Here is a 23,563-nt window from a genome sequence, read left to right as displayed (position 1 = left end):
GCTTGTGTCGGGGATCCGGGGTGGTGGGCGGCTGCGTTGCCGCCTCCGCCGCGCACGGGTGCGGGCCTGGGCCGGTCAGGCGGCGAGCGGGGCCTCGGCGTCCGTGAGCAGGTCGATCAGCGACGAGCGCGCGCGGGCCACGCGGGAGCGGACGGTGCCGATCGGGCAGCCGAGCATGAGGGCCGCCTCGGCGTACGGGAGGCCCAGGAGCTGCGTGAGGACGAAGACCTCGCGCCGCTCGTCGGGGATCTCCGCCAGGAGTTCCGCGAGGGCGACTCCGTCCTCGAAGCCCGGCAGGCCGCGCGGCTGGGTCTGCTCGGCGGCGGTCTGCCAGTCGTCTCTGTCGGCGATCCTGGGGCGGGCCGCCTTGTGGCGGAGGCTGTCCACGACGGTCCGCCGGGCGATGGAGAGCAGCCAGGTACGGGCGGAGGAGCGGCCCTCGAAGCGGTGCAGGCTGCCGAGCGCGCGCAGGAAGGTCTCCTGGGTGAGGTCGTCGGCGGACTGCGGGTCGGCGCTGAGGTAGGAGACGTAGCGGCGGACGTCGCGCTGCACGGCGCGGACGAACCGGTCCACGGCGGCGGGATCGCCGTCGCGGGCGGCGAGCGCGAGCAGGGTGACCGCCTCGTCGGGGCCGGCGGCGTGGCGTGCGGAGGCCTCGGGGGCGGTGACCGCCGTGGTCGCGGCGCTGGGCGTGGGAGTGCTCGCGGCGCTGGTCGCGGCGGTCGGGCGGGTGAGCAGGGCAGGGGTCATCGCCTGATGTCCTTCTGGGATCCGGGATCCGGTGCCTGCTGTGCGGGGGCACGTCGGAGCCCGTGAACGGGTACGGCCAGCCGGACGGCATGGCCGATGCCCGAGGCGCGGGGCGGTGGGCCCGTGGCGCGTCGGGGAGCCGGCTGTCAGATGACAGCGGTCCCGGGAGGCGGACCCCGTGAGGTGAGGGCGTCGGCGAGCAGGAGGCTGCGCAGGGGCCGTGCCCGGTGGTCCCGGCGGCAGCGGACACGCGGCCGGTGCGGCGGCGCGGGCAGGCGGAAGAGCGGCCGCAGCGGTACGAGGAGCCGTGCGGCGAAGGCGCGCAGGACGCGGAAGGCGCCCCGGTCCCCGTACGCGAGCCAGAGCCCGCAGAGCAGGGCGGCGAGGAGGTGGCCGGCGAGCATGCCGAGCGGCGACATGGAGACCATGCCGTGCCCGGCGGCCATGTCCGCGGGCACGGGCATCGCCATGGAGACCGCGGAGCCGTCGGACAGCGCGTGCGCTGCGTCCATGGAGTGCATGGAGTGCATGGCGTGCTCGGAATGGCTGCCGGTGCCCGGCGGCGGTACGGCCGGGAGCGCGGGCGGGGAGCAGAGCAGGTACGGGACCCACCGCTGGACGAGATCGCCCAGGGAGTCCGCGGCCGCCGAGGCCCCCGGGCCCCGTAACGACCCGAGGGAACCCGAGGCGGCGGAGGGTGCGCCGGCGGAGGCGGCCGCAGGAACCGCGAGGCGGTCGGCCATCGCCTGGGCGAGCGAGAACCCGCCGTGCAGCGCGGCCTGGACCCCGACGGTCGCGGAGGTGATGGCCAACAGGCCGCGCTCACGCCCCGCGAGCCCCCAGCCGGCGACGGCGGTGACGGCGAACGCCGCCCCCATCGCCCGCCACGGCACGGCGGCCCCGGACATGAGGACGTGCCCGAGGGATGCGAGCAGCACGCAGGTGGCCGCGAACATCGCAGCCCGCACCGCGCGGCAACATCGACTCGGAGTCATGGCGTGGTCATCGTTGCACCGACCCCGGGGCGAGGACAGAGGGCATCAGCTTTTCTCATGCCCCGCTCTAGGCGGGCGCCAGGGCTGTGGCGTACGCCACAACACCCCCCGGGAACCCGGCCGTTCACCCGTCCGACTCCTGATCCGGACCGGAGGCGGGGCAGTGGGAACGGAGCGCGCGGTGGGGGAGCGGAGCACACCGGCGAAGGCGCCGGGGGAGCGAGGGACCGGGGCCGCGGACGCATCCGGGCCGCGGGCGACGACGGCCATGCCGGCCGCCGGGCCGACCGTTGTGCCGGCCGCCGGGGCAGTCTCCGGGCAGGCCGCCGGGACGGGCGTCGACACTGCCGCCGGGGCGACCGCCGGAGGCCATCGCATGCTGACGGCGCTGCTCACCGGCGCCATGGCCTTCTCGATGCTGCAGCTGTTCCTCTTCGGCGCGCTCGGCCCGAGGCTGGTGGCCGAACTGGGCGTCTCCCCGGCCGTACTCGGCCTGACGACCACGATCGGCTTCGGTACCGCGGCCCTGCTGTCGCCGTTCGGCGGCCGCCTCGTGGACCGGACCGGCCCGCGCCGTTCCCTCGTGCTCCTCCTCTCGGTCTCCGCCGCGACGCTCGCGCTGATCGGCGCCGCGCCCGGTCCCGGTTTCCTCCTCGCCGCCGTCGCGCTGGGCGGGCTGCCCCAAGCCCTGGCCAACCCGGCGACCAACAAGGCGATCCTGGCCGCCGTCGCCCCCGACCGGCGCGGGCCGGTGACCGGCATGAAGCAGTCCGGCGTCCAGCTGGGGGCCTTCGCGGCCGGGCTGCCGCTCACGGCGCTGGCCGCCGCGGCCGGCTGGCGCGGGGCGGTGTGGACGGCGGCGGCGCTCGCCGCGCTGGCGGCGCTCTGGGCGCACCGCGCCCTGCCCGCAGACCCTCCGCCGAAGGCAGCGCCGCCGCGCTCCTCGCTCGTGCCCCGCGGCGACATCGCCTGGCTGGCGGTCTTCTCCCTGTTCCTGGGCTGCGGGATCGCCTCGGTCAACACGTACCTGGCCCTGTTCGGGGCGCAGCGCCTCGGCATGGGAGCCACCGCGGCCGGGGCCCTGGTCGCGGTGCTCGGCGTCGCGGGCATCGGCGGACGGGTGGGCTGGTCGAAGGCGGCCCGGCCCGGTCGCGCGCAGTGGCTGCCGGGCGGGCTGGCGGCCGGAGCCGTGGTGGCGGCCGCACTGCTGGCGGCGGCGCAGGCCGCGCGGCCGCTGGTCTGGGTGGGCGCGGTGGCCGTCGGGGTGTTCGCGGTGTCGGCCAACGCCGTCTCGATGGTGCTGGTGATGCAGCGCTCCGCCCCGGGCCGCGCCGGCCAGGACTCCGCGCTGGTGGCCGCCGGATTCTTCACCGGCTTCGCCGTGGGACCGCCCCTCTTCGGCCCCCTCGCGGACGCGGGCCGGTACGGGACGGGCTGGCTCCTGGTGGCCGCCGAGTTCGCACTGTCCTGCGCCGTCGCCACGACCTGGGCGGTACGGGAACGGCGCGCGCGAGCGGTGGCCGCGGCATGAGCGGCGCACGCGGGCCGGGGCCCGAACGGGCGGCCGCGGCCACGGGACTCGGCACCGGGGACGGGCCGCGGTGGGCAGGACGGGCGCTGGCGGAGGTCCTCGACCGGGTCGCCGCCGGGGCGGCCGAAGCCGGGGACCGGTTCCCGCTGTACGCCGACCCGGAGACGGGCCGCTGGACGACCACCGGCCGCGGCTCGTGGGCCGGCGGCTTCTGGGCGGGGCTGCTCTGGCTGCGGGCCCGGCACACCGGAGCCCCGGCGGACCGCGCCGCCGCCTCCGCGTGCACCGCGCGGCTGGCCGACTGGGTGGACACCGACACCTCCACGCGCGGGCTGATCCTCTGGTACGGCACCGCACTGGCCGCCGGTGACCCGGCCGCGCGCGAGCTCCGTACGCGGGCTGCCGGAGCCTGCCTGGCGGCCGTGGACGCGGAACTGGGCCTGGTCCCCTGGGGATCGGCCTTCGGCGGCCCCCGGCTGCTGGCCCGTGTGGACGGGGTCCCGGGCACGGTCCCCCTCCTGGCCTCGGCGGGCCTCACCGGTGCCAAGGCGGCCGCATCCCACCTGGCCCGCCACCTGACCCTCTGCCTCACACCTCCCGACCCGGCCGGCGGTCCCGGTCCCGGGCTCGTTCCCGCCCGGGAGTTCGTGGCGGGTCGGGGGTGGCGGGCGTGTGCGGAGCCGCCGGCCGGCTGGAGCAGGGGCCGGGCCTGGCTGCTGCTCGCGCTGGCCGACGTACTGCACCGGCCCGAGGTCGCCGTGCGGCTGACGGGGAGTCCGCGCGAGTCGGCCGAGCTGCTGGCCGACATCTGGGCCGGGCCGGACGCGGCCCTCGTCCCGCCGGCCGACGCGGCGCTGCCCGACGGCCCCCTGGACACCTCGGCCGCAGCCATCACGGCCGTGGCGCTGCTGAAGCTCGCCCGCGTCCCGGGCCCCGACGCCGCGCGGTACGCGGCCCGCGCGGCCGCGATCCTGGAACGGCTGGCCGGGGCGCACCTGTCGCGGGGCAGGCTGCTGGACGGCTGCTACGACGCGGAGAAGGGCATCGCGGTCCGGCACGAACTGGTGTGGGGGACCTTCTTCCTGGCGCTGGGGCTGGCCGAGCTGACGGGCCTGCTCGACATCCGGGACGTCTGACCCGGCGCTGTCGGGGATCCCCGAGCTGCCTCGGAGGCCCGCCCTGTCACGGGTGCCCGCGCTGTCCCGCGTACCCGCGCTACGCCCCGTAGCCCCGCAGGACGCGTCCGGCCACCGACGTGATGTGGAGTTCGTCCGGGCCGTCGAGGATGCGGGCGGTGCGGCCGGAGCGGTAGAGGGCGGGGAGCGCGGTGTCGGGGCCCAGGCCGGCCGCGCCGTGGATCTGGATCGCGGAGTCCGTCACCTGCTGGAGCATGCGCGCCGCCGCGACCTTGGCCAGGCCCACCTCGACGTGCGCGTCCAGCCCGGCATCGATCCTGGCCACGGCCTCGTGGACGAGGGGACGGGTGGTGCGCAGGGCCAGCAGCGCCTCGAAGACGTGCTGCTGGACGAGCTGATGGCCGGCGAGCGGCCCGCGCGATCCCGTACGGGAACCCACCCGCTCGCACATGAGGTCGAACGCGCGCTGCGCCTGGCCCAGCCAGCGCAGGCAGCGCAGGGTGCGGCCTAGCTGGAGCCGCTCCCCGGCGATGTCGAGGGCCCGGCCGCGCTCGCCGAGGAGGTGGTCGGCGGGTACGCGGACCCGGTCGAACTCGATCTCCCACTGCCCGGACGCGCCGAACACGGGCAGCTCGCGCACCACCCGGAACCCCGGCGCGGAGGCCGGGACCACCAGCAGGGAGAGCCCCTCCCGGTCGGCCGGCTCCCCGTCCGTGCGGACCAGGACGGTGACCAGGTCCGCCTCTGCGGCGTGCGAGGTGAACCATTTGCGGCCGCTCACCAGCCAGCTCCCGTCCGCCTGTTCGACGCCGCGGGTGGCGGTGAGGAACGGGTCGGTGCCCGGCACGTCGGGCTCCGTCATGGCGTAGCAGGCGCGCAGCTCCCCGGCCGTCAGCCGCCCGGGGTACAGGGCGCGCACGCGCTCGCCGCCGTGGCGCCGCAGCATCGTGGCGTCCAGCAGCGTCGCCGATCCCAGTGCCGCCGGCCCGTGGTCGCTCGCCCCCTCGGCCTCGGCCAGGGCGGCGTACGCGGCCAAGCCCAGCCCCTGGCCGCCCAGTTCGGCGGGGAGCGGCAGCGCCCACAGGCCCGCCGCCCTCGCCTCGTCCTGGGCCTCCCGCAGCGCCTTCGCGGCCGGGGGGCCGCCCGCGTCCAGCACGGGCTCGCGGGGGATGACCCGCTGCCGTACGAACTCGGCCACCTGATCCTTCAACACCACTGCTGTGGACGGGAGTTCGTGGGAGCTGGTGACCGTCGTCCCCCGGTTTTCCGCCACTCGGATCTCCACCACTTTCCTCCAGCCCGCCGGGAACCCGTGGGAACGACAGTCCGACTGCCTCCCCGAGGAACTGGTCGGGCGCGCCCGCCCCTTGGTTCCCGCGAACGGATCAGCAGCGGTCCCGGCCCACCGCCGGGACCCGGAGAAGAGGAGAGGCATGGCGTCACCAGCCGTCACCCAGACCGCTCGGCCACTCGACGGCCTGCACTTCACCACCTCGGGGCCGGCCGCCCTCACCGGACCGGTGGCCGAGCACCTGAAGCTGCTGGGAGCCGCCGCCGGTACGGGACCGGCCGCGCCGGGGGACGACCGGTCGGGCCGGGTCACCCTGAGCGGCACCGGCGTCGGCGGCGACCTTCCCGCCTCCGGGGCCACCGCCACCATCGTCTGGTCCGCGACCGCGGACGGTACGGGCACGCCGTCGGGCACGGGCGCGGGCACCGGCATCACCGACGAGGCGACCGCCCAGGCCGCCACCGGCATCATGGCCGTCCACGGCCGCCGCGACGGCGACCCGCGCGGCCTCGCCGTCGACTACGCCCTCACCGCCACGGCCGTCCTCACCACCCAGGGCCTGCTCGCCGGCCTGCTCGCGCAGGCCAGGGGCGGCTCGTCCGCCGGCGCGGCCACGTACGTGGACCGGGCCGGGCTGCTGGTCGTCTCCCAGTACCTCGCGGCGACCGGCGCCGACGAGGGCGAAGCCGCCGAACTGGCCCCGGGCGGCCCGCCCTTCACCTCCGCAGACGGCACCCTCTTCGAGCTGGAGACCCTCGACCCGGGCGCCTGGGCCGGATTCTGGCGGGCCCTGGAAGCCCCCGCCGACGCGATACGGGCCGGCTGGCGGCCCTTCCAGTTCCGGTACGCCACCGCCTGCGCCCCCTTCCCCGCGGCCCTGCACGCCACCACCCGCGCACACGGCTGGCAGCGGATCCGGGACGCGGCGGCGGCCTCGGGAGCCGAGGTCTGCCGGCTGCGGAGCCTCGCCGAGCGCGCCGCCGAGCAGGACGGCGCTGCCCCGTGGACCCTGGCCCCGTACGGCGCGGGGACCGCGTACGGCTCCGAGCCCTGGCTCCCGTACGGCCCCGGCAGCGGCCTCCCGCACTCCGCGCCCGCCGCCCCGCGGCCGGCCAAGCCCCTGGCCGGGCTGACCGTGCTGGAGGCCGGCCGCCGCATCCAGGCGCCGCTCGCGGCCCATCTGCTCGGGCTGCTCGGCGCCGAGATCGTCCGGATCGAGCCGCCGGGCGGTGACCCGCTGCGCGGAATGCCGCCCGCCTGCTCGGGGGTCTCCGCGCGCTGGCTGGCGCTGAACCGGGGCAAGGCCGCCGTGGAGATCGACATCAAGTCGCCGGAGGACCGGCTCCGGCTCCGGGAGCTGGCGGCCGGCGCCGACGTCTTCCTGCACAACTGGGCCCCGGGGAAGGCGGCCGAGCTGTCCCTCGACCACGAGGACCTCGCGGCGGTGAACCCCGCGCTCGTGTACGCGTACACCGGCGGCTGGGGGACGGGCCGGATCACCGATGCCCCGATGGGCACCGACTTCATGGTCCAGGCCCGTACCGGAGTGGGGGAGGCCGTCCGCCGCGAGGGCGAGGTGCCCGCGCCCTCCCTGATGACCCTGCTCGACGTCCTGGGCGGGCTGCTCGGCGCCGAGGCGGTCCTCGCGGGGCTGCTGCTGCGCGAGCGCACCGGGCGCGGGGTGCGCGTGGACTCCTCGCTGCTGGGCGCCGCCGACGTCCTCACCCTCCCGGCCCTGCGCCGCTCCCGGGCCGGGGACAACCCCCGCCGGCCCGCCGGATTCCGTACGCCGCTGCGGACCGCCGACGGCTGGATAGCCCCCGCCGACGCGGACGCCGGCGCCTGCGCGGCGACCGCCGCCGCCCACGGCCTCGCCGGCCTGTCCACCGAGGACGCCCTGCGCGCGCTGCGCGGACGCGGCCTGGCGGCGACCGCCGTCACCACCGACCTCGCCGATCTGCACCACGACCCGCGCTTCGCCGGCTCGATCAGCCGGGACGCGCACGGTGCCCCTGCCGTTCCCGACCCCTGGAGCTTCGCATGACCGTCGCCCTGCACGACCTGCTGCCCGCCGGCCTGCGCCGCTCCTGGGCCGTCGACGGGACCTGTCCCGACCTCGACCTCTACAGCCTCTTCCGGGCCCGCCAGATCGCCGACCTGCACCACACCGCGGTCATCGATTCCAAGGGCAAGCTCTGTTACACCGCCCTGGACCGCAAGGTGCGCTGTCTGGCCACCGGACTCAAGGAGCTCGGCATAGGGCCGGGGGACGTGGTCGGCGTGCAGCTCCCCAGCGGGCGCAACGCGGTGATCGCCGATCTGGCCCTGGCGGCCCTCGGCGCGGTGGTGCTGCCCTTCCCCGTGGGCCGCGGCAGCGCGGAGGCCCGGTGCCTGCTGCGCCGGGCCGAGGCCGTCGCCGTCGTCGCCGCCGTGGAGCACCGGGGCAACCGGCACGCCGCGGATCTGCAGGACCTCGCCGCGGAACTGCCCGCGCTGCGCCACGTGATCGCCGCCGGACCGGCGGGAACGGCGCCTGAAGGAACGATTCAGCTCGCCTCGCTGCTGCGTTCCGACCCGGCCGCCTTCGTGCCCGCCCGGCCCGATCCCGACAGCGCCGCCCGCATCCTGGTGTCATCGGGCTCGGAAGCCGAGCCGAAGATGATCGCGTACTCCCACAACGCGCTCGCCGGCGGCCGTGGCAACTTCCTCGCCTCCCTGATGCCCGACGGGACGCCGCCCCGCTGCCTGTTCCTCGTACCGCTCGCCACCGCCTTCGGCTCCAGCGGCACCGCGGTGACCCTCGCCCGGCACGGCGGAACGCTCGTCGTGCTCGACCACTTCACCCCCGAGGCGGCCCTCGCGGCGCTGCGCGAGCACCGGCCCACCCACGTCTTCGGCGTGCCGACGATGATCCGCATGATGCTCGACCGCCTGGAGGCGGAGGCCGGGGAGAACGAGGAGGGTGAACTCCCCGCCCCCACCGCCGTGATCGTCGGCGGCGCCCCCCTCGACGAGACCACGGCCGAGCAGGCGAGCCGCGTCTTCGGCTGTCCGGTGGTCAATCTCTACGGCTCGGCCGACGGGGTCAACTGCCACACCGGACTCGGCGCGGCCACCCCGGAAGCCGAGTACGCGGGCCCGGGCGTAGCGGCCGGCCGCCCCGACCCCCGGGTCGCCGACATCCGCATCGCCGACACCGAGACGCACGAACAACTGCCGGACGGCGAGGTCGGGGAGATCATCGCGCGCGGCCCGATGACCCCCATGTGCTACGTCGCCTCGCCCGACCTGGACGCCCGGTACCGCACGCCCGAGGGCTGGGTCCGCACCGGAGACCTCGGTTTCATCGACAAGGAGGGCGTCCTGCACGTCGTGGGCCGCCTGAAGGACGTCGTCATCCGCGGCGGCGCCAACATCAGCCCCGCCGAAGTCGAACGCGAGCTGTCCTCCCACGCCCAGGTACGGGACATCGTGTGCGTCGGCGTGCCGGACGAGCTGATGGGCGAGCGGCTCGCCGCATGCGTCGTACCGCGCGGCTCGCAGACCCCCACCCTCGGCTCGCTGGGCGAACACCTCACGCGGCGCGGCCTGGAGCGCCGCAAGCACCCCGAACGGCTCCTCGTACTGGGCGAGTTGCCGCTGACCCCGGCGGGCAAGCCCGACCGGGCGGCCCTGCGCGAGCGCCTGGCGCAGGCCGGCGCGGTGGCGGCGTAACGGAGGGAACGCGCAGGGCGGGGCGGTCCGTCGAGGACCACCCCGCCCTGGGCCTTTCGCTGGGCCTTTCGCCGGGCCTTTCGCCGGGCCTTACGGCGTCAGGAGGCCGACCCGCCCATGGCCTTCTTCAGCTCGGCCGCGGCGTTGCGGTAGACCGGCAGCAGGTCGAGGTCGGTCCCCGGGTAGTTGACGATCTCCACCTGCTTCGCGCCCGAGTCGGGCAGGACGGTCCCGGTCGACATGTGCGCGTTGTCCAGGACCAGCGCCGGCTTCTTCGCGGACAGCTCGGCCAGCTGCGCCGGGGTGACCGCCTCGGGCCCGTACGTGCCGACCGGCGTGGCCCCGGCGAGCTTCGCGGACCAGGTGGAGAAGACCTGGCTCACCACGGCAGGGCTCTTCCCGCCCGGCCACGAGGCCTGCACGTCCTTCGAGACCCGGCCGTACTCGGCGTCGAAGGCCGCCGTCCACTTCGCGGCTGCGTCCTCGGTGCCGAACAGCTTGCCCAGCCGGGCCACTTCGGTCTTCACCTTGTCGGCGTCGTTGTCGAGGCCGACCTCCACCAGCTTCGCCTTCGATCCGGCGGCCTCCTTGATCTTCGCGGCGTACGGCTCGAACGGCGCGTACAGCACGAAGTCGGCCTTGCCGACGGCGGCGAGGTCGGAGGGCTTGGGGTCGTAGTCCGGCGCGTGGTGCACGGACTGCGGCACGATCACCTTGACGTCCTCGGCGCCGGCGGCCTTGGCGAAGGCCCCCTCCCAGGTGGTGGTCACGACGACGACGGGCTTGCCGCTCTTGGCGGCGCCGGCACCGCCCGTCCCACCGGTGCCGCTGTCGCTGTCGCTGTCGCCGCAGCCGGTCACCAGGGCCAGGGCCAGGCCGAGTGCCGTGCTCAGTGCGAGGAGGGAAGTGCTGCGGACGCGGGTTCGCGGCGCCATGAGCTGATTCTCCGTTCGGGAACGAGGTGGACCGCGAGGACGAGCATCCCCGCGGTGAGGACGAGGACCGGACCGGGAGGCCAGTCCAGCCAGAGGGCGATGAGGAAGCCCGTGAGGTTGACGAAGACGCCGATCGCGACCGCCCACCCCGTGATCGACTTCAGCGAGGTGCCCAGCCGCCGCGCCGCCAGGGCGGGCAGCAGGGTCAGGGCGTCGACGAGCAGGGCGCCGGTGAGCTTGATGGCCCCGGCGACCGCGACCGCGACGAGCACCAGCAGGACGGCGGTCAGCGCCCGCACGGGCACCCCCGAACACTGCGCGAGCTCACGGTCGTACAGCAGCAGCGCCACATCGCGCCGCCGCCACCAGAACAGTCCGGGTACGAGGACGGCCAGCATCCCGAGCACCACGAGGTCGGCGGTGCCGACGGACAGGATGGAGCCCCACAGCAGGGCGAAGGCGCCCGAGGCGTTCACCCCGGAGACCGCCAGGACCAGGAGCGCGGCGGCGATCGCGAGGCTCATCAGCAGCCCCATCGCCCCGGACAGCCCGTCCGGGGTCCGGGCCAGCGGGGCGACCCCGGCTCCGGCCAGGGCGCAGGCGACCAGCGCGCACAGCATGGGGTCCAGGCCGGTGAGCAGGCCGACGGCGATGCCCAGCAGCGCGACGTGCATCATCGCGAACCGCACCGGCATGATGTCCAGCCCGACGATGACCACACCGATCACGGGCAGCCCGACGGCGGCCAGCAGCAGGGCGATGCCCGCCCGCTGCACGGGGACCAGCTGGAGCAGGGTGCCGAGGTCGGCCCCGGCGGCGAGGGTGGTGCCCGCCATGTCCACCGCGCTCACCGGACCTCCCGCAGCCGGCCGGCGGCCATCTCCAGTACGCGGTCGCAGCGCTCGGCGAGCGCCCGGTCGTGCGTGACGACGACGAGGGTCACGGGCAGCGCGGTCAGTACGTCGGCCGCCTCGTCCTGACCGGCGAAGTCGAGGGCGGCGGTGGGCTCGTCGGCGAGCAGCACCCCGGCCCCGGCGGCCACGCATCCGATGGCCCGGGCCAGGTACATCCGCTGCAACTGCCCGCCGGACAGGGTGTGCAGCGGCCGCTCGGTCAGCGGCCCCACGCCCAGCCGGTCCGCGGCTTCGGCGGCCGCCAGGGGGTCACCGCTGCTGGCGAGCAGCTCGCCGCCGAGCAGCGGGAAGCGTCCGCCGGCGGGCTTCTGCGGGATCCAGGCGCACGCCCGCCGCCGCCAGGCCGCGTCCGTGTGCCGGCCGCCGACCAGGATCGTGCCGGTGACCTGCCGGTGCAGTCCGAGTACGGCGCGCAGCAGCGTGGTCTTGCCCGAGCCGTTGGTCCCGGTCAGGGCGACGCGTTCGCCGGCCGCGATCTCCAGGTCGACGCCGGCCACGGCCTCGACCCGCCCGTGCCGGCACCCCACCCCCTCCATCCGCACGTCCAGCCCGCCCATCCCCAAGCCCTCCGCTTCCACCGGCGTCGTGTCACGCACGCAGGTAGTCGCGCGGCGGGCCCCCGGGGTTCCGGAGCCCGCCGATTCCTTCGATTCCTTCGATCCCTTACGGATCCGGGCGCCGGGCACGCCTCGAGGGCCCGGTCCGCGATGCGGCCCGGGCCCTCGTCCCCTTCTCGTCGCGGTCTAGAGGCCGCGGCGGAACCGGGCGGCGGTGGCGGCGATCCAGACCATCGCGGTGATCACGCCGACGGCCAGGGTCAGGGTGCCGGCCGTGCCGCCGCTCATCGCCCAGCCGTTGCCGAGGAGCAGGGCGGTGCCGGCGACGCGGGAGGCGATGGCGCCGCGGCGGTCCCCGGCGCGGCCGAAGTGGCGTCCCAGTACGTAGCAGGCGGCGATCAGCGCGGTGAAGGTGACGGACCCGGCGGCGAAGTGGGCGTAGCTGTGCCAGCTGAGTGTGGCGGGCATCCCGTACGGGGTGCCGACGGGGAAACCGTCGGCCGGGTCCATCACGAAGGCTCCCGCGGCGATCATGCCGATCCCGCTGATCCGCACCAGCTGCGGCGCCCAGACCCCGCCGGGCGTGCCCCGCATGGCCCGGCGCAGGCCCGTGGCCCCGATGACGGTCAGGAGGCCGGCGAGCACGAAGTTGGTGATCTGGAGCCAGCCGAGCGAGCCGTTGCTCAGCGCGCTCAGCGGGTGGCGGGTGATGTCGTACCCCTCGCGGGTGGCGGCCTGGGCCAGGGCCACGACCGCCCAGAGCGGCTGCGCCACGACGGCGACGCCGAGGAGGGTGCGGGTGGAGGGGGAGGCGGTGGGGGCGGCAGCGGTGGCGGGGAGCTGAGCGGTGGTGGTCATGGCGGGTTTCCTCCGGGGATCGTCGTGCGGTGCTTCTGCCCCTACGTCGATCCGGTGATGTGACAGGGAATGTCGCCGTTCCCTGTCACATGGTCCTGTTCGACGTAGAGGCAGAAGCACCGCGGGAAGAACCGCAGGAAGAGCCGCACGAGAACCGCACGAGAACCGCACGAGAACCGCACGACGAGAAGAGAGAGCCCTCATGCGCTACTTGATGACCACCAAGCCCAACGACACCGTCCCCGACGAGAACCTGTACGCGGAGATGGGCAAGTTCATCGAGGAGCTGACGGCGGCCGGCGTCCTGCTGGCCACCGGAGGCCTGGAGCCGGGCGGGGTCCGGCTGACCTCGGTCGGCGAGGAGATCACCGTCATGGACGGGCCGTTCGCCGAGGCCAAGGAGGCCGTGGCCGGCTTCGCGCTGATCGAGGTCCGGTCCAAGGAGGAGGCCATCGAACTGGCCCGCCGCTTCCGCCGGATCGTCGGCGACGGCGAGAGCGTGATCCAGCAGGTCTTCGGCCCCTGACCCGAACGACCCGCCCGGACCCCGAACGGGAACGATCGACCACCCGCCCGGCTTGCACACCAGCCGGGCGGGTGCTGTCATCAGCCCTGTGCCGGATGCCCATCGCACGATCGACGCGGTCTGGAAACTCGAGTCGGCAAAGATCATCGCCGGCCTCACCCGCATGGTCCGCGACGTCGGCCTCGCCGAGGAGCTGGCCCAGGACGCGCTCGTCGCCGCGCTCGAACAGTGGCCCGCCACGGGGGTCCCGGACAATCCCGGCGCCTGGCTGACGGCCATCGCCAAACGCCGGGCCGTGGACCACATCCGGCGCTCCGAACGCCTCGGACGCAAGCAGGAGCAGCTCGCCCACGAGCTGGGCCGCGCGCAGTACGCCGACCACGACCCGGACCCCGATCAGGACCCGGAACAGGACGACGTCCTGCGGCTGATGCTCATCTCCTGCCACCCCGTGCTGCCGCCCGAGGCCCGGGCCGCCCTCACGCTCCGTCTGCTCGGCGGGCTCACGGCCGAGGAGATCGCCCGGGCCTTCCTCGTCACCGCGCAGACGGTCACCCAGCGCATCGCCGGAGCCAAACGGACCCTGGCCGAGGAACGCGTCCCCTTCGACCTGCCGGAGGGCGCCGAACTGGCCCGGCGCCTGTCCTCCGTACTGGACGTCATCTACCTGATCTTCAACGAGGGTTACTCCGCCACCTCCGGCGACGACCTGATGCGCCCGGGGCTCTGCCTGGAAGCCCTGCGGCTGGGCCGGCTGCTGGCCGAGCTGGCGCCGCGGGAGGCCGAGGTGCACGGGCTGGTCGCGCTGATGGAGATCCAGGCGTCCCGGTCGGCCGCGCGCACCGGCCCGTCGGGCGAGCCCGTCCAGCTGCACGAGCAGAACCGGGGCCGCTGGGACCAGCTGCTCATCCGCCGCGGCTTCACCGCGATGCTGCGGGCCCGGGAGATCGGCGCCGCTCCCGGCCCGTACGTGCTCCAGGCGGCCATCGCCGTCTGCCACGCCCAGGCACGGACCAGCGAGGACACCGACTGGGCGCAGATCGCGGCCCTGTACGAGGCGCTCGAGCGGCTGCTGCCCACCCCGGTCGTGCGGCTCAACCGCGCGGTCGCACTCGGGATGGCGTACGGGCCGCGGGCCGGGCTCGACCTCGTCGACTCCCTGATCGCCGACCCCGCGCTGCGCGACTACCACCTGCTGCCCAGCGTCAGGGGAGACCTGCTGGCCCGGCTGGGCCGGCACGGGGAAGCACGCCTGGAGTTCCAGCGGGCCGCGTCCCTCACCAGGAACGCCGCCGAGCGCGCCTTCCTGCACCGGCGCGCGGACGAGGCCGGCGCCACCGGCCCGCCGGGAGCCTGCCTCGGCGAGACCGCCCGGGCCTTCCTGGGCCGCGAAGACCTCGACCCCGCGACGGTCCGCTCGTACGCCCAGACCCTGCGCCGCCTGTGCCTGTCCCTCGGCGAGCAGCTGCCGCTCGACTCCCTGACGGCCGACGAGGTGAGCAGGGTCTTCGCGACGGCGTGGGGCGGGGCCGCGGCCAAGACCTGGAACCGGCACCGCTCGGCGGTCCGGTCCTTCGGTGCCTGGGCCCGCCTGGACGACCTCGCGGCGGGCCTGGACCGCCGGGCCGAAACCCGCCCCCGGACCGCGCCGCTCGAGCAGGCGCAGCTCGACGCGCTGTGGACCGACGCGGACCTGCCGCTGCGCGAACGCACGCTGTGGCGGCTCCTCCACGAGTCCGCCTCCGGAGCCAAGGCGGCCCTGTCGCTCGACGTCGAGGACCTGGACCTGGACGACCGCCGGGCCCGCGCGGGCGGCACCTGGCTGACCTGGCGCTCCGGAACCGCCCGGCTCCTCCCGCAGCTCCTGGCCGGCCGGACCCGCGGCCCGGTGTTCCTCTCCGACCGCCGCCCGGGCCCCGCCCGCACCCCGGCGGAGCCCGACCTGTGCCCGGACACGGGCCGCCGCAGGCTCTCGTACGAACGGGCCGAACACCTCTTCAAACAGGCCACCAAACCCCTGGACCCCACGCACAGGGGCTACACCCTGCGCCAACTGAAGCCGGGGGACCGGTAGACGCCGGTCACGCTTGCCGGGTGGGCAGGACGATCACCTGCCGCAGGTTGACGTGCCGGGGACGGGTGGCGACGAAGCCGACGATGTCGGCGATCTCCTCGGCGGCCAGCGAGCCGATTGCGTCGAACATGCCCTGGAGCTCGTCCGACAGCGCGGAGTTGTCCATGTGCAGGCCCAGTTCGGTGTGGGTCAGCCCGGGCTCGATGTTGGTGACGCGGACGTCGCGCGGCCCGAACTCGGTGCGCAGCATCGTCGACAGATGGGTGAGCGCGGCCTTGGTGGCGCCGTAGACGGCGTAGTTGGGGAACGTCAGGTGCGCGCCGATGGAGGAGATGTTGACCAGGTCGGCGGGCCGCCCCGCGGCCGCGGCGGCGGTCAGGTCCGCGGTGAAGGCGCGGACGATCCGCAGGACCCCCGTCACGTTGGTGTCGATCATGCGGGTCCACTCGTCGATGCGGCCGTCCTCCACGGGGTTCGGCAGCATCACCCCGGCGGCGTTGACGACCAGGTCGGCCGGCCCGTACGCCTCGTGGACCGCCGAGGCCGCGGAGTCCACCGACGCCTGGTCGGTGACGTCCACGGGGACGGCCAGCGCCGCCCCACCCCCGGCGACGATCTTGGCGGCGATCCCTTCGAGCCGGTCCGCGCGGCGGGCCAGCAGCGCCACGCGGGCTCCGTTGGCGGCGAGCAGCCGCGCGATGGCCTCGCCCATACCGCTGGCGGCTCCGGTGACGACCGCGGTACGGCCGGAGAGGGTGTCGTAGCTCATGGTCGTTGCTCCTGATCACGGTGGGAGGGGCTTCTCTGCGCCCCCTGACGCGATCACTCTGCGACGCGCGACCACCGCTACCCAGGGCTGCGCTCGTCCTGGGTCTGCCAGTACCAGGCTGGGCCTCACGCGACGCCCTAGGCTCGCGGGCATGGACAACGACCTCAGCGGTTTCCTGCAATCGCGGCGCGCCCGCATCCGGCCCGAGGAGGTGGGCCTGCCCTCGTACGGCCGGCGCCGCGTGCCGGGGCTGCGCCGCGAGGAGGTCGCGCAGCTCGCCGGGGTGAGCGTGGACTACTACATCCGGCTGGAGCAGGGCCGCGGGCAGAACGTGTCGGACGCGGTCCTGGAGGCGATCGGCCGGGTGCTGCGGCTGGACCACACCGAGCAGGCGCACCTGCGGGACCTGATCCGCCCGGCGAAGGCCGCCCGCCGGGCCGCGACCCGCGATCGCCAGAACGTCCGCCCGGGACTGCGCCTCCTCCTGGACAACATGTCCGGCACCCCGGCCTTCGTCCTGGGCCGGCGCATGGACGTCCTGGCCTGGAACGAGCTCGCCGACGCCATAGCCGGCTTCTCGGCGAAACCTTCCGCCGAACGCAACCAGGCCCGTCAGGTGTTCCTCGACCCCAGCGCGCCCGTCTGCTATCCGGACTGGGCCGCGGTGGCCGCCGAGACGGTGGCGTACCTGCGCCTGGACGCCGGCCGCCACCCGGACGACCCGGCCCTGTCCGCCCTGGTCGGCGAACTCTCGGTGAAGAGCCCGGACTTCCGCCGCCTGTGGGCCGACCACCAGGTCAAGGAGAAGACGTACGGGGTGAAGCGGCTGGTGCACGCCGTGGCCGGCGAGCTGGAGTTCGGCTACGAAACCCTGACCCTCCCCGGCGACCCGGACCAACTCCTCGTCGCCTACACCTTCACCCCCGGCTCCCCGACGGCGGACCGCCTGGCCCTCCTGACCCGGCAAACCGCTCAGGGCCCGATCCACTGAGCGGACCAGGCCCGCGTACGCCTCCCTGCCCGTGCCGTACGCCGGGGGCGGAGCCGGCCGAGGCGGCTGGGGCCGAAGCGATCTGTACACCCGGGGCGGGCAGGCCTAGCCTTGAAGGGAAGGACTGGCTCCGCGTGCCGGGACGGCGTCCGCCGGGGTGAGTCGAAGATGCATGCTGCCATTGCGCCGGACGGAATCCCTGACTGGGGCAGCTGGGCGACGTACGCCGCCGCTGTCCGGGTCGGCCTCGGCTCCACGGCCTGGCGCGTGCCCGCCGCACGGTCCGAGCGCTCCCCGCCCGCCGCTCCCGATGCCGGCGCCGTCCGCACCGTCGGACGGCGGAAACCATCCAGCGAGCGGGAGCAGTCATGACGTGGAACATCTCGGGCAACTACCTGGCTGGTTGCTCATGCGCAATGGTCTGCGGGTGTGCCGTCGACGCGAAGCCGCACGACCCGCAGGGACGCGAGGAATGCCTCGGGTGCGCCGCCTTCCATGTGGCGGACGGTCGCTTGGACGACGTCGACCTGTCCGGGGTGACCTTCGCCTTCTACAACCACTTCCCCTCCAACCTGACGTCCGGCAACTGGAAGGTCGGCATCGTCGTCGACGAGGGTGCCAGCGACGAGCAGGTCGACGCACTCGAGCGCATTCTGTCCGGGCGCGAAGGCGGTGCGTTCGGCGAACTGTCGCAGTTCTACGGCGAGTACCTCGGTGTGGCGCGGGCGAGCGTCTCCCTGACGGACGGGGAGACGCCCCGGCTCAGCGTCGGCGGGAAGACGGAGCTCACATTCGAACCTCTCCGCGGTCCCGATGGTGGCCCCACGACCATGAAGAACGCGATGTTCGGATTCTCCCCCGAGTTCACCCTGGGCCGCACGAGCGGCACGTCCAGTGCCTTCGGCCTGACCTTCGAGCCGGAGTACGGAGAGCAGTCCGACTACGCCTTCTCCAGCGAGGAGCCCGAGGGCGCTCCCATGGGGCGGTAGCGCGCAGCCGGCCCCCCAATGATCACCGGAAACGCAGGAAGGGCCTGACCCGCGATGCGGATCAGGCCCTTGACCTGGTCTTGCGAAGTCGGGGTGGCGGGATTTGAACCCACGACCTCTTCGTCCCGAACGAAGCGCGCTGCCAAGCTGCGCTACACCCCGATGTCCACCCTTGCAGCGCTTGCTGCCCTGGCGACATCGATTACTTTAGCGGACCCTCGGCCGGAGACGAAATCCGGTTTTCGCGCGGGGGCCGGTAGCGGTCCGCCGTGACCAGGGCGAGGCCGAGGGCGTAGAAGGCGACGCCCAGGATCACCGCGTTCAGGGTGACGCGCGCGTAGCCGTACTGGGCGACGTCGATGAAGGGGTACGTGTACCGGTGCGGGGTGCCGGGGGAGAGGAGGGCGCCGCGGATCAGCGCGAAGATCACGTACGCCAGCGGGTAGGCCAGCCACTGGGCGGCGTGGCGCGGGCGCAGGGTGCGCGGGGCGGTCAGGAAGAGGAAGTCCAGGACGGCGCCGATGGGGGTGACCGTGTGGAGGAGCTGGTTGGAGACGGCTTTCGCCCCCGACAGCTTGTCCAGGTCCTCGACCACGTTGAAGGGGCTCGACGGGTTCGCCAGGACCAGGTGGAAGACCAGCCCGGTGATCAGGATGAAGAGCAGGACCCCGCCCCGCCAGAGGGGGTCGAGGTCCGGCTCGCGCCGGTACGCGCGGACGGCCGACAGGGCGAAGACCACCGCCACCAGGATGTTCGTCCAGATCGTGAAGAAGCTCAGGACGACGGGCACGCTGCCGTACGCGCACTCGATGACGAGGCCGGTGAAGGCCGCGGCCGCGATCAGCGCGCGGAAGGCGACGGTCGGAAGGCGCAGGGCGGCGACAGCGCCGGCGGGTGCGATCATCCGGTCAACGTACCCGCCGGACCGGCCCGCGTTAGGCCTTCGGGGTCAGTGTCAGCAGTGTCGCTTCGGGCGGGCACGCGAACCGCACCGGGGTGAAGCGGTTGGTGCCGCAGCCCGCCGACACGTGGAGGTAGGAGCGGTGCCCCTCCGCCTCGTGCGTGGAGAGGCCCTTCACCCGCTTGGTGTCCAGGTCGCAGTTGGTGACGAGGGCGCCGTAGAAGGGGACGCACAGCTGCCCGCCGTGCGTGTGCCCGGCCAGGATCAGCGGGTAGCGGTCGACGGTGAAGGATTCCAGGACGCGCAGGTACGGGGCGTGGACGACCGCCATCGAGAAGTCGGCGTCCGCCTCCGGCCCGCCCGCGACCTGCTCGTACCGGTCGCGCTTGATGTGCGGGTCGTCCAGGCCGGTGAAGGCCAGCTCCATCCCGTCGAGCTTGAGCCGGGCCCGGGTGTTGGTGAGGTTCAGCCAGCCGGCCGCGTCGAAGGCGTCCCGCATGCCCTCCCACGGGTTGTGGACGGCGCCGACGACCGGCGCGTTGCCGTTCAGCCCGTGCCGGCCCTGCGCCTTCTCCAGCAGGTAGCGGCCGGGGTTGCGCAGCCGGGGGCCGTAGTAGTCGTTCGACCCGAAGACGTACACGCCGGGGAAGGACATCAGCGGGCCGAGCGCGTCGAGCACCTCCGGCACGCCCTCCGTGTCGGAGAGGTTGTCTCCCGTGTTCACGACGAGGTCGGGGCGCAGTCCGGCCAGCGACTGGAGCCAGGCGCGCTTCTTGCGCTGCCCGCCGACCATGTGGATGTCCGAGACCTGCAGGACGCGCAGCGGGCGCGCCCCCTGTGGGAGCACCGGCACCGTGACTCGTCGCAGGCGGAAGGACCGCGCCTCGAAACCGGCGGCATAGGCCACACCGGCGGCCCCCGCCGCGGCGATACCGGCGGTGACCTTCAGGGGTACTCCGTAACGCGCACGCATGCCCTCATGTTCGCAGACCCCGCGGGCACACCCGGAAACGGACGGGCGCCGGAGCCCCCGCACCTGGCAGACTCGGGGCATGACCACGCTCAAGGCCAAGCTCCAGGAAGACCTCACCACCGCCATCCGCGCGCGCAACGAGCTCCACTCGTCCACGCTGCGCCTGACCCTGTCCGCCATCACCAACCAGGAGGTCGCGGGCAAGGAAGCACGTGTGCTCTCCGACGAGGAAGTCCTCAAGGTGATCGCCAAGGAGGCGAAGAAGCGCCGCGAGGCCGCGGAGGCCTTCGCGCAGGGTGGCCGTCCCGAGCAGGCCGCGCGCGAGACCGCCGAGGGCGAGTTCCTCGACACCTACCTGCCCAAGCAGTTGAGCGACGACGAGCTCACCGCGATCGTGGCGCAGGCCGTCGAGGAGGCCAAGGCGGCGGGCGCCGAGGGGCCGCGGGCCATGGGCGCCGTGATGAAGATCGTGGGACCGAAGGTCGCCGGCCTCGCGGAGGGCGGGCGCATCGCCGCCGCGGTCAAGAAGCACCTCTCCTAGCAGGCCCCAAGAGACGAAACGAGGGCCTCCACCGGGTGATCCGGTGGAGGCCCTCGCTCATTCCTCCAGCCAGGGGTGTCTCTGGCTACGGGTGTCCCGCGCGACTAGCGCTCGCGGCCGCCGATGATCCCCGGCGGGAAGACGATCCCGCCGAGCGGGTCGTCGGTGCCGCCCGTGTTGCCGCCCGGGGTTCCGCCCGTGGCGCCGGCGGTCTGCTGGCCGCCCGGCTGCCCGTCGCCGGGCTTGCCGTCGCGGCCCGGCTTGCCGGGCTTGTTCCTGCCCGTGTTGGGCTTGCCGCCCGCGGCCGGGCTCGGGGTGTCGGCGATGGCCACCGTGGTGAAGTTCGGCGCCTCGCGGCCCGAGAGCGCGCCCGAGACCGCCTGCTTCCAGATCGGGCCGGGCAGTCCGCCGCCGAAGACCTTGTCGTAGTACTTGCCGCCGATGGTGATGTTCTCCATCGAGACCTGCTTGGAGCCGCCGGAGCCGACCCAGGTCGCGCCGGACATGTTCGGGGTGTACCCGACGAACCAGGCGTTGTAGCGGCTGTCGGTGGTACCGGTCTTGCCCGCGCTCGGCCGGTCGGTCAGACCCGCGTTCTGACCCGTACCGGAGTCGACCACGCCGAGCAGCAGCGTGTTGATGGTGTCGGCGGTCTTCTCGGACATCGCGCGGTCGCACTTGGACTTCGGCACCGTCAGCGCCTTGCCGTGCGAGTCGGTGATCGACTCGATGGCGACCGGGGTGCAGTACATGCCGCGGTTGGCGAAGGTGGCGTACGCGTTGGCCATGGTCAGCGGGGACATGCCCTCGGTGCCCAGCGCGATGGCCGGGACCTCCGGGAGCTTGGTGCCGTTGGCCGGGACCACCCGGAGCTTGCTGGTCATGTCGGTGACGGGGCACAGGCCGATCTCGGAGATCATCTCCACGAAGTAGGTGTTGACCGACTTGGCCATCGCCTCCTTCATCCCGTACGGGCCGACCTCGGACTCGGTCTCGTTCTCCACCCGGTCCTTGGACGTGTTGACCCAGGGCTTGTCGCCGCAGGTCTGCACGGGGCTCGGGTAGTCCATGTCGTACGGGGAGTTGTACATCTTCGTCGGCGGCAGACCGCGCTCGATGGCGGCGGCCGCGACGAACGCCTTGAAGGTGGAGCCGGTCGGGAAGCCGAAGTTCGAGCCGCCCATCTTCTTGTCCACCGAGAAGTTGATCTGGGTCTCGTTCTTGCCGAAGCCGTACGGCTTGGACTGCCCCATCGCCAGGACCCGGCCGGTGCCGGGCTGCACGAGGGTGACGGCCGTCGCGACCTTGTCGTCCTGGTCGACGTGGTCCTTGATGGACTCGTTGACGGCGTCCTGCGACTGCGGGTCCAGGGTCGTGCGGACCGTGAGGCCGCCCTGGTTCCACACCTTCGCCCGCTCCTCGCGGGTCTTGCCGAAGGCGGCGTCGTCGAGGAACGTGTTGCGGACGTAGTCGCAGTAGAAGCCGGCGCCCTTGACGGCGGTGATGCAGCCGTTCTTCGGCTTGGTCACCTTCAGCGTGACCGGCTTCGCCTTCGCCGCGTCCGCCTCGGCCTGCGAGATGTCCTTCATGTCGGCCATGCGCTGGAGGACGACGTTGCGGCGCTTCATCGCTTCCTGCGAGTCGTTCACCGGGTCGAACCGGCTCGGCGACTGCACGACGCCCGCGAGCAGCGCCGATTCCTCCAGGGTCAGGTCCTTGGCCGGCTTGCTGAAGTAGCGCTGGGCCGCGGATTCGATTCCGTAGGCCTGCTGGCCGAAGTAGGTGATGTTGAGGTAGTTCTCGAGGATCTTCTTCTTCCCGAGCTCCTCCTCGACCTGGATCGAGTACTTGAGCTCGCGGATCTTGCGTCCGAGGCTCTTCTCCTGGGCCTCGCGCACCTTGGTCTCGTCGTCGCCGGCCTCTTCCACGAAGACGTTCTTCACGTACTGCTGCGTCAGCGTGGACGCGCCCTGTGCCGCGCCGCCCTCCTGGGCATTGCGGTTGACCGCGCGCAGGATGCCCTTGAGGTCGATCGCACCGTGTTCGTAGAACCGGGAGTCCTCGATCGCGACGATCGCCTTCTGCATGTACGGGGAGATGGCCGTGAGCGGGACCACCTGCCGGTCGCGCGAATAGACCGTGGCGATCAAGCCGCCCTCGGAGTCCAGGATCGTGGTGCGCTGGCTCAACGGCGGCGTCTTGAGATTGGCCGGGATCTCATCGAACCCCTCGACCGTTCCCTTGGCCGCGAGACCCAGGGCACCCGCGCCCGGGATCGCGATGCCCGCGAGTACAACTCCGGAGAGAACGGACACACCGAGGAACTTGGCGGCCTGCTGTGGCCCCGTGAGCCCGCCGCCCGAGCGCTTCTTTCCCATGAGGGCAGCCTACGTTCTCATTCGCCGGACACACGCGAATGCCTTGGCCTAAGCTGTCCTCAACTGTCACAGCAGTGCGGTGGGACATCAACCCCTCGGCTTGTTTTTCACCCTTCCCGAATGGGGTGGACGCATGTCCGAATCTCGCCCCCTGTGATCAGGCTGCCCCGTCGATTTCACCCAAATCGCCGGAATGGTCGGGCATGTCGCAGGATCACTCCGTCGGGTGATCTGCCGCTTACCCATAGTCCGTTCGGGCCATTCAAGATTGGGCCCGTCGGGGGTGTTGCACTGTGCTCGCCTTCCGTAACGTCCTCAACTGGCAGCGGTGAATATGCCGCTACCGCCGTGGGGGAGCCTCGATTCGGGAGAGGACGGCGCCGGGATGGGCTGGGTTACCGACTGGAGTGCGCAGGCAGCCTGCCGCACTACCGATCCGGATGAACTGTTCGTTCAAGGAGCGGCACAGAACAGGGCCAAGGCGGTGTGCACCGGATGTCCGGTGCGGACCGAGTGCCTGGCCGACGCGCTCGACAACCGTGTCGAGTTCGGAGTATGGGGCGGAATGACCGAGCGGGAACGACGTGCGCTGCTGCGCCGGCGTCCCACCGTCACCTCGTGGCGGCGACTGCTCGAGACCGCCCGCACGGAGTACGAGCGCAGTACGGGCATCCTCACCGTGGATGTCGACGGAGAGATCGACGTTCCGTACGAGAGCTACGCGGCAGCCGGGTAGATCA

Annotated in this window: 21 protein-coding genes and 1 tRNA gene; 10 read left to right on the top strand and 12 right to left on the bottom strand. The window is 73.5% G+C overall.

All coding sequences use genetic code 11. The annotated features are described in order from the left end of the window. Positions 1 to 75 precede the first annotated feature (75 nt). Together ACWGDE_RS06010 and ACWGDE_RS06005 are read right to left on the bottom strand one after the other, a co-directional pair. Positions 76 to 750 (bottom strand): sigma-70 family RNA polymerase sigma factor, encoded by a 675-nt coding sequence (locus ACWGDE_RS06010; RefSeq protein WP_453387754.1) that lies wholly within the window; start codon positions 748 to 750, stop codon positions 76 to 78. A gap of 146 nt (positions 751 to 896) precedes the next feature. After that, a complete protein-coding gene (locus ACWGDE_RS06005; RefSeq protein WP_453387753.1) occupies positions 897 to 1,706 on the bottom strand; it encodes a hypothetical protein in 810 nt (269 codons plus the stop codon). A 415-nt stretch (positions 1,707 to 2,121) separates the two neighbouring features. On the opposite strand from ACWGDE_RS06005, the gene ACWGDE_RS06000 reads away from it, so the two are divergent. Together ACWGDE_RS06000 and ACWGDE_RS05995 are read left to right on the top strand one after the other, a co-directional pair. Continuing rightward, positions 2,122 to 3,276, top strand: a complete 1,155-nt coding sequence (locus tag ACWGDE_RS06000) for an MFS transporter (protein ID WP_453387752.1) — start codon at positions 2,122 to 2,124, stop codon at positions 3,274 to 3,276. Continuing rightward, a complete protein-coding gene (locus ACWGDE_RS05995) occupies positions 3,273 to 4,412 on the top strand; it encodes a sugar ABC transporter permease (RefSeq protein ID WP_453387751.1) in 1,140 nt (379 codons plus the stop codon). The genes ACWGDE_RS06000 and ACWGDE_RS05995 overlap by 4 nt, the downstream gene beginning before the upstream one ends. A gap of 79 nt (positions 4,413 to 4,491) precedes the next feature. Here ACWGDE_RS05995 and ACWGDE_RS05990 read toward each other — a convergent pair whose 3' ends face one another. Next, positions 4,492 to 5,628, bottom strand: a complete 1,137-nt coding sequence (locus ACWGDE_RS05990; RefSeq protein WP_453387758.1) for an acyl-CoA dehydrogenase family protein — start codon at positions 5,626 to 5,628, stop codon at positions 4,492 to 4,494. Between the two features lie 217 nt (positions 5,629 to 5,845). Between ACWGDE_RS05990 and ACWGDE_RS05985 the strand changes: the two genes are divergently transcribed. Together ACWGDE_RS05985 and ACWGDE_RS05980 are read left to right on the top strand one after the other, a co-directional pair. Next, positions 5,846 to 7,747 carry a CoA transferase gene (locus ACWGDE_RS05985; RefSeq protein WP_453387750.1) on the top strand — a complete coding sequence of 634 codons (1,902 nt, stop codon included), beginning with the start codon at positions 5,846 to 5,848 and terminating at the stop codon, positions 7,745 to 7,747. Then, complete coding sequence (locus ACWGDE_RS05980) at positions 7,744 to 9,417, top strand: class I adenylate-forming enzyme family protein (protein WP_453387749.1); 1,674 nt, start codon at positions 7,744 to 7,746, stop codon at positions 9,415 to 9,417. The genes ACWGDE_RS05985 and ACWGDE_RS05980 overlap by 4 nt, the downstream gene beginning before the upstream one ends. A 98-nt stretch (positions 9,418 to 9,515) precedes the next feature. On the opposite strand, the gene ACWGDE_RS05975 is transcribed toward ACWGDE_RS05980, so the two are convergent. The 4 genes from ACWGDE_RS05975 to ACWGDE_RS05960 all read right to left on the bottom strand — a co-directional run bounded on the left by ACWGDE_RS05975 (position 9,516) and on the right by ACWGDE_RS05960 (position 12,681). Then, a complete protein-coding gene (locus tag ACWGDE_RS05975; RefSeq protein ID WP_453387748.1) occupies positions 9,516 to 10,352 on the bottom strand; it encodes a metal ABC transporter solute-binding protein, Zn/Mn family in 837 nt (278 codons plus the stop codon). After that, a complete protein-coding gene (locus ACWGDE_RS05970) occupies positions 10,307 to 11,188 on the bottom strand; it encodes a metal ABC transporter permease (RefSeq protein ID WP_453387757.1) in 882 nt (293 codons plus the stop codon). Before ACWGDE_RS05970 ends, ACWGDE_RS05975 begins: the two co-directional genes overlap by 46 nt. 11 nt (positions 11,189 to 11,199) lie before the next feature. Then, entirely contained in the window at positions 11,200 to 11,823 is a 624-nt protein-coding gene (locus tag ACWGDE_RS05965) for a metal ABC transporter ATP-binding protein (protein ID WP_453387756.1), read from the bottom strand. 186 nt (positions 11,824 to 12,009) lie between these two features. Next, the gene (locus tag ACWGDE_RS05960) at positions 12,010 to 12,681 is read right to left on the bottom strand and encodes a DUF998 domain-containing protein (RefSeq protein ID WP_453387747.1); all 672 of its coding nucleotides are present in this window, start codon (positions 12,679 to 12,681) and stop codon (positions 12,010 to 12,012) included. A 202-nt stretch (positions 12,682 to 12,883) separates the two neighbouring features. Here ACWGDE_RS05960 and ACWGDE_RS05955 point away from each other — a divergent pair, with 202 nt between their 5' ends. After that, entirely contained in the window at positions 12,884 to 13,207 is a 324-nt protein-coding gene (locus ACWGDE_RS05955; RefSeq protein WP_453387746.1) for a YciI family protein, read from the top strand. 88 nt (positions 13,208 to 13,295) lie between these two features. Further along, positions 13,296 to 15,281: a sigma-70 family RNA polymerase sigma factor gene (locus tag ACWGDE_RS05950; RefSeq protein WP_453387745.1), complete on the top strand. Its 1,986-nt coding sequence runs from the start codon at positions 13,296 to 13,298 to the stop codon at positions 15,279 to 15,281. 7 nt (positions 15,282 to 15,288) lie between these two features. On the opposite strand, the gene ACWGDE_RS05945 is transcribed toward ACWGDE_RS05950, so the two are convergent. Next, positions 15,289 to 16,050 carry an SDR family oxidoreductase gene (locus tag ACWGDE_RS05945; RefSeq protein WP_453387744.1) on the bottom strand — a complete coding sequence of 254 codons (762 nt, stop codon included), beginning with the start codon at positions 16,048 to 16,050 and terminating at the stop codon, positions 15,289 to 15,291. Between the two features lie 151 nt (positions 16,051 to 16,201). On the opposite strand from ACWGDE_RS05945, the gene ACWGDE_RS05940 reads away from it, so the two are divergent. Beyond that, positions 16,202 to 17,041, top strand: coding sequence for a helix-turn-helix transcriptional regulator (locus tag ACWGDE_RS05940; RefSeq protein WP_453387743.1), 840 nt, complete (start codon positions 16,202 to 16,204; stop codon positions 17,039 to 17,041). A 368-nt stretch (positions 17,042 to 17,409) separates the two neighbouring features. Then, entirely contained in the window at positions 17,410 to 18,030 is a 621-nt protein-coding gene (locus ACWGDE_RS05935) for a DUF1326 domain-containing protein (RefSeq protein WP_453387742.1), read from the top strand. 88 nt (positions 18,031 to 18,118) lie between these two features. Here the strand turns inward: ACWGDE_RS05935 and ACWGDE_RS05930 are convergent. From ACWGDE_RS05930 to ACWGDE_RS05920, 3 genes are all read right to left on the bottom strand, one after another. Then, positions 18,119 to 18,192 (bottom strand) — tRNA-Pro (locus tag ACWGDE_RS05930). Positions 18,193 to 18,232: 40 nt separating this feature from the next. Continuing rightward, positions 18,233 to 18,934, bottom strand: a complete 702-nt coding sequence (locus tag ACWGDE_RS05925) for a Pr6Pr family membrane protein (protein WP_453387741.1) — start codon at positions 18,932 to 18,934, stop codon at positions 18,233 to 18,235. Between the two features lie 31 nt (positions 18,935 to 18,965). Next, positions 18,966 to 19,904, bottom strand: a complete 939-nt coding sequence (locus tag ACWGDE_RS05920) for a metallophosphoesterase (RefSeq protein WP_453387740.1) — start codon at positions 19,902 to 19,904, stop codon at positions 18,966 to 18,968. A gap of 79 nt (positions 19,905 to 19,983) precedes the next feature. On the opposite strand from ACWGDE_RS05920, the gene ACWGDE_RS05915 reads away from it, so the two are divergent. Then, positions 19,984 to 20,445 (top strand): GatB/YqeY domain-containing protein, encoded by a 462-nt coding sequence (locus ACWGDE_RS05915; protein ID WP_453387739.1) that lies wholly within the window; start codon positions 19,984 to 19,986, stop codon positions 20,443 to 20,445. A 104-nt stretch (positions 20,446 to 20,549) separates the two neighbouring features. Here the strand turns inward: ACWGDE_RS05915 and ACWGDE_RS05910 are convergent, their stop codons facing one another. Further along, positions 20,550 to 22,823: a transglycosylase domain-containing protein gene (locus ACWGDE_RS05910; protein ID WP_453387738.1), complete on the bottom strand. Its 2,274-nt coding sequence runs from the start codon at positions 22,821 to 22,823 to the stop codon at positions 20,550 to 20,552. Positions 22,824 to 23,208: 385 nt separating this feature from the next. On the opposite strand from ACWGDE_RS05910, the gene ACWGDE_RS05905 reads away from it, so the two are divergent. Continuing rightward, positions 23,209 to 23,559, top strand: a complete 351-nt coding sequence (locus ACWGDE_RS05905; protein WP_453387737.1) for a WhiB family transcriptional regulator — start codon at positions 23,209 to 23,211, stop codon at positions 23,557 to 23,559. Positions 23,560 to 23,563 lie beyond the last annotated feature (4 nt).

The sequence above is a fragment of the Streptomyces sp. NPDC054956 genome (genome assembly GCF_053609185.1).
The sequence above is the reverse complement of the archived record's forward strand: the minus strand, read 5'-3'. Positions and strand labels throughout refer to the sequence as shown.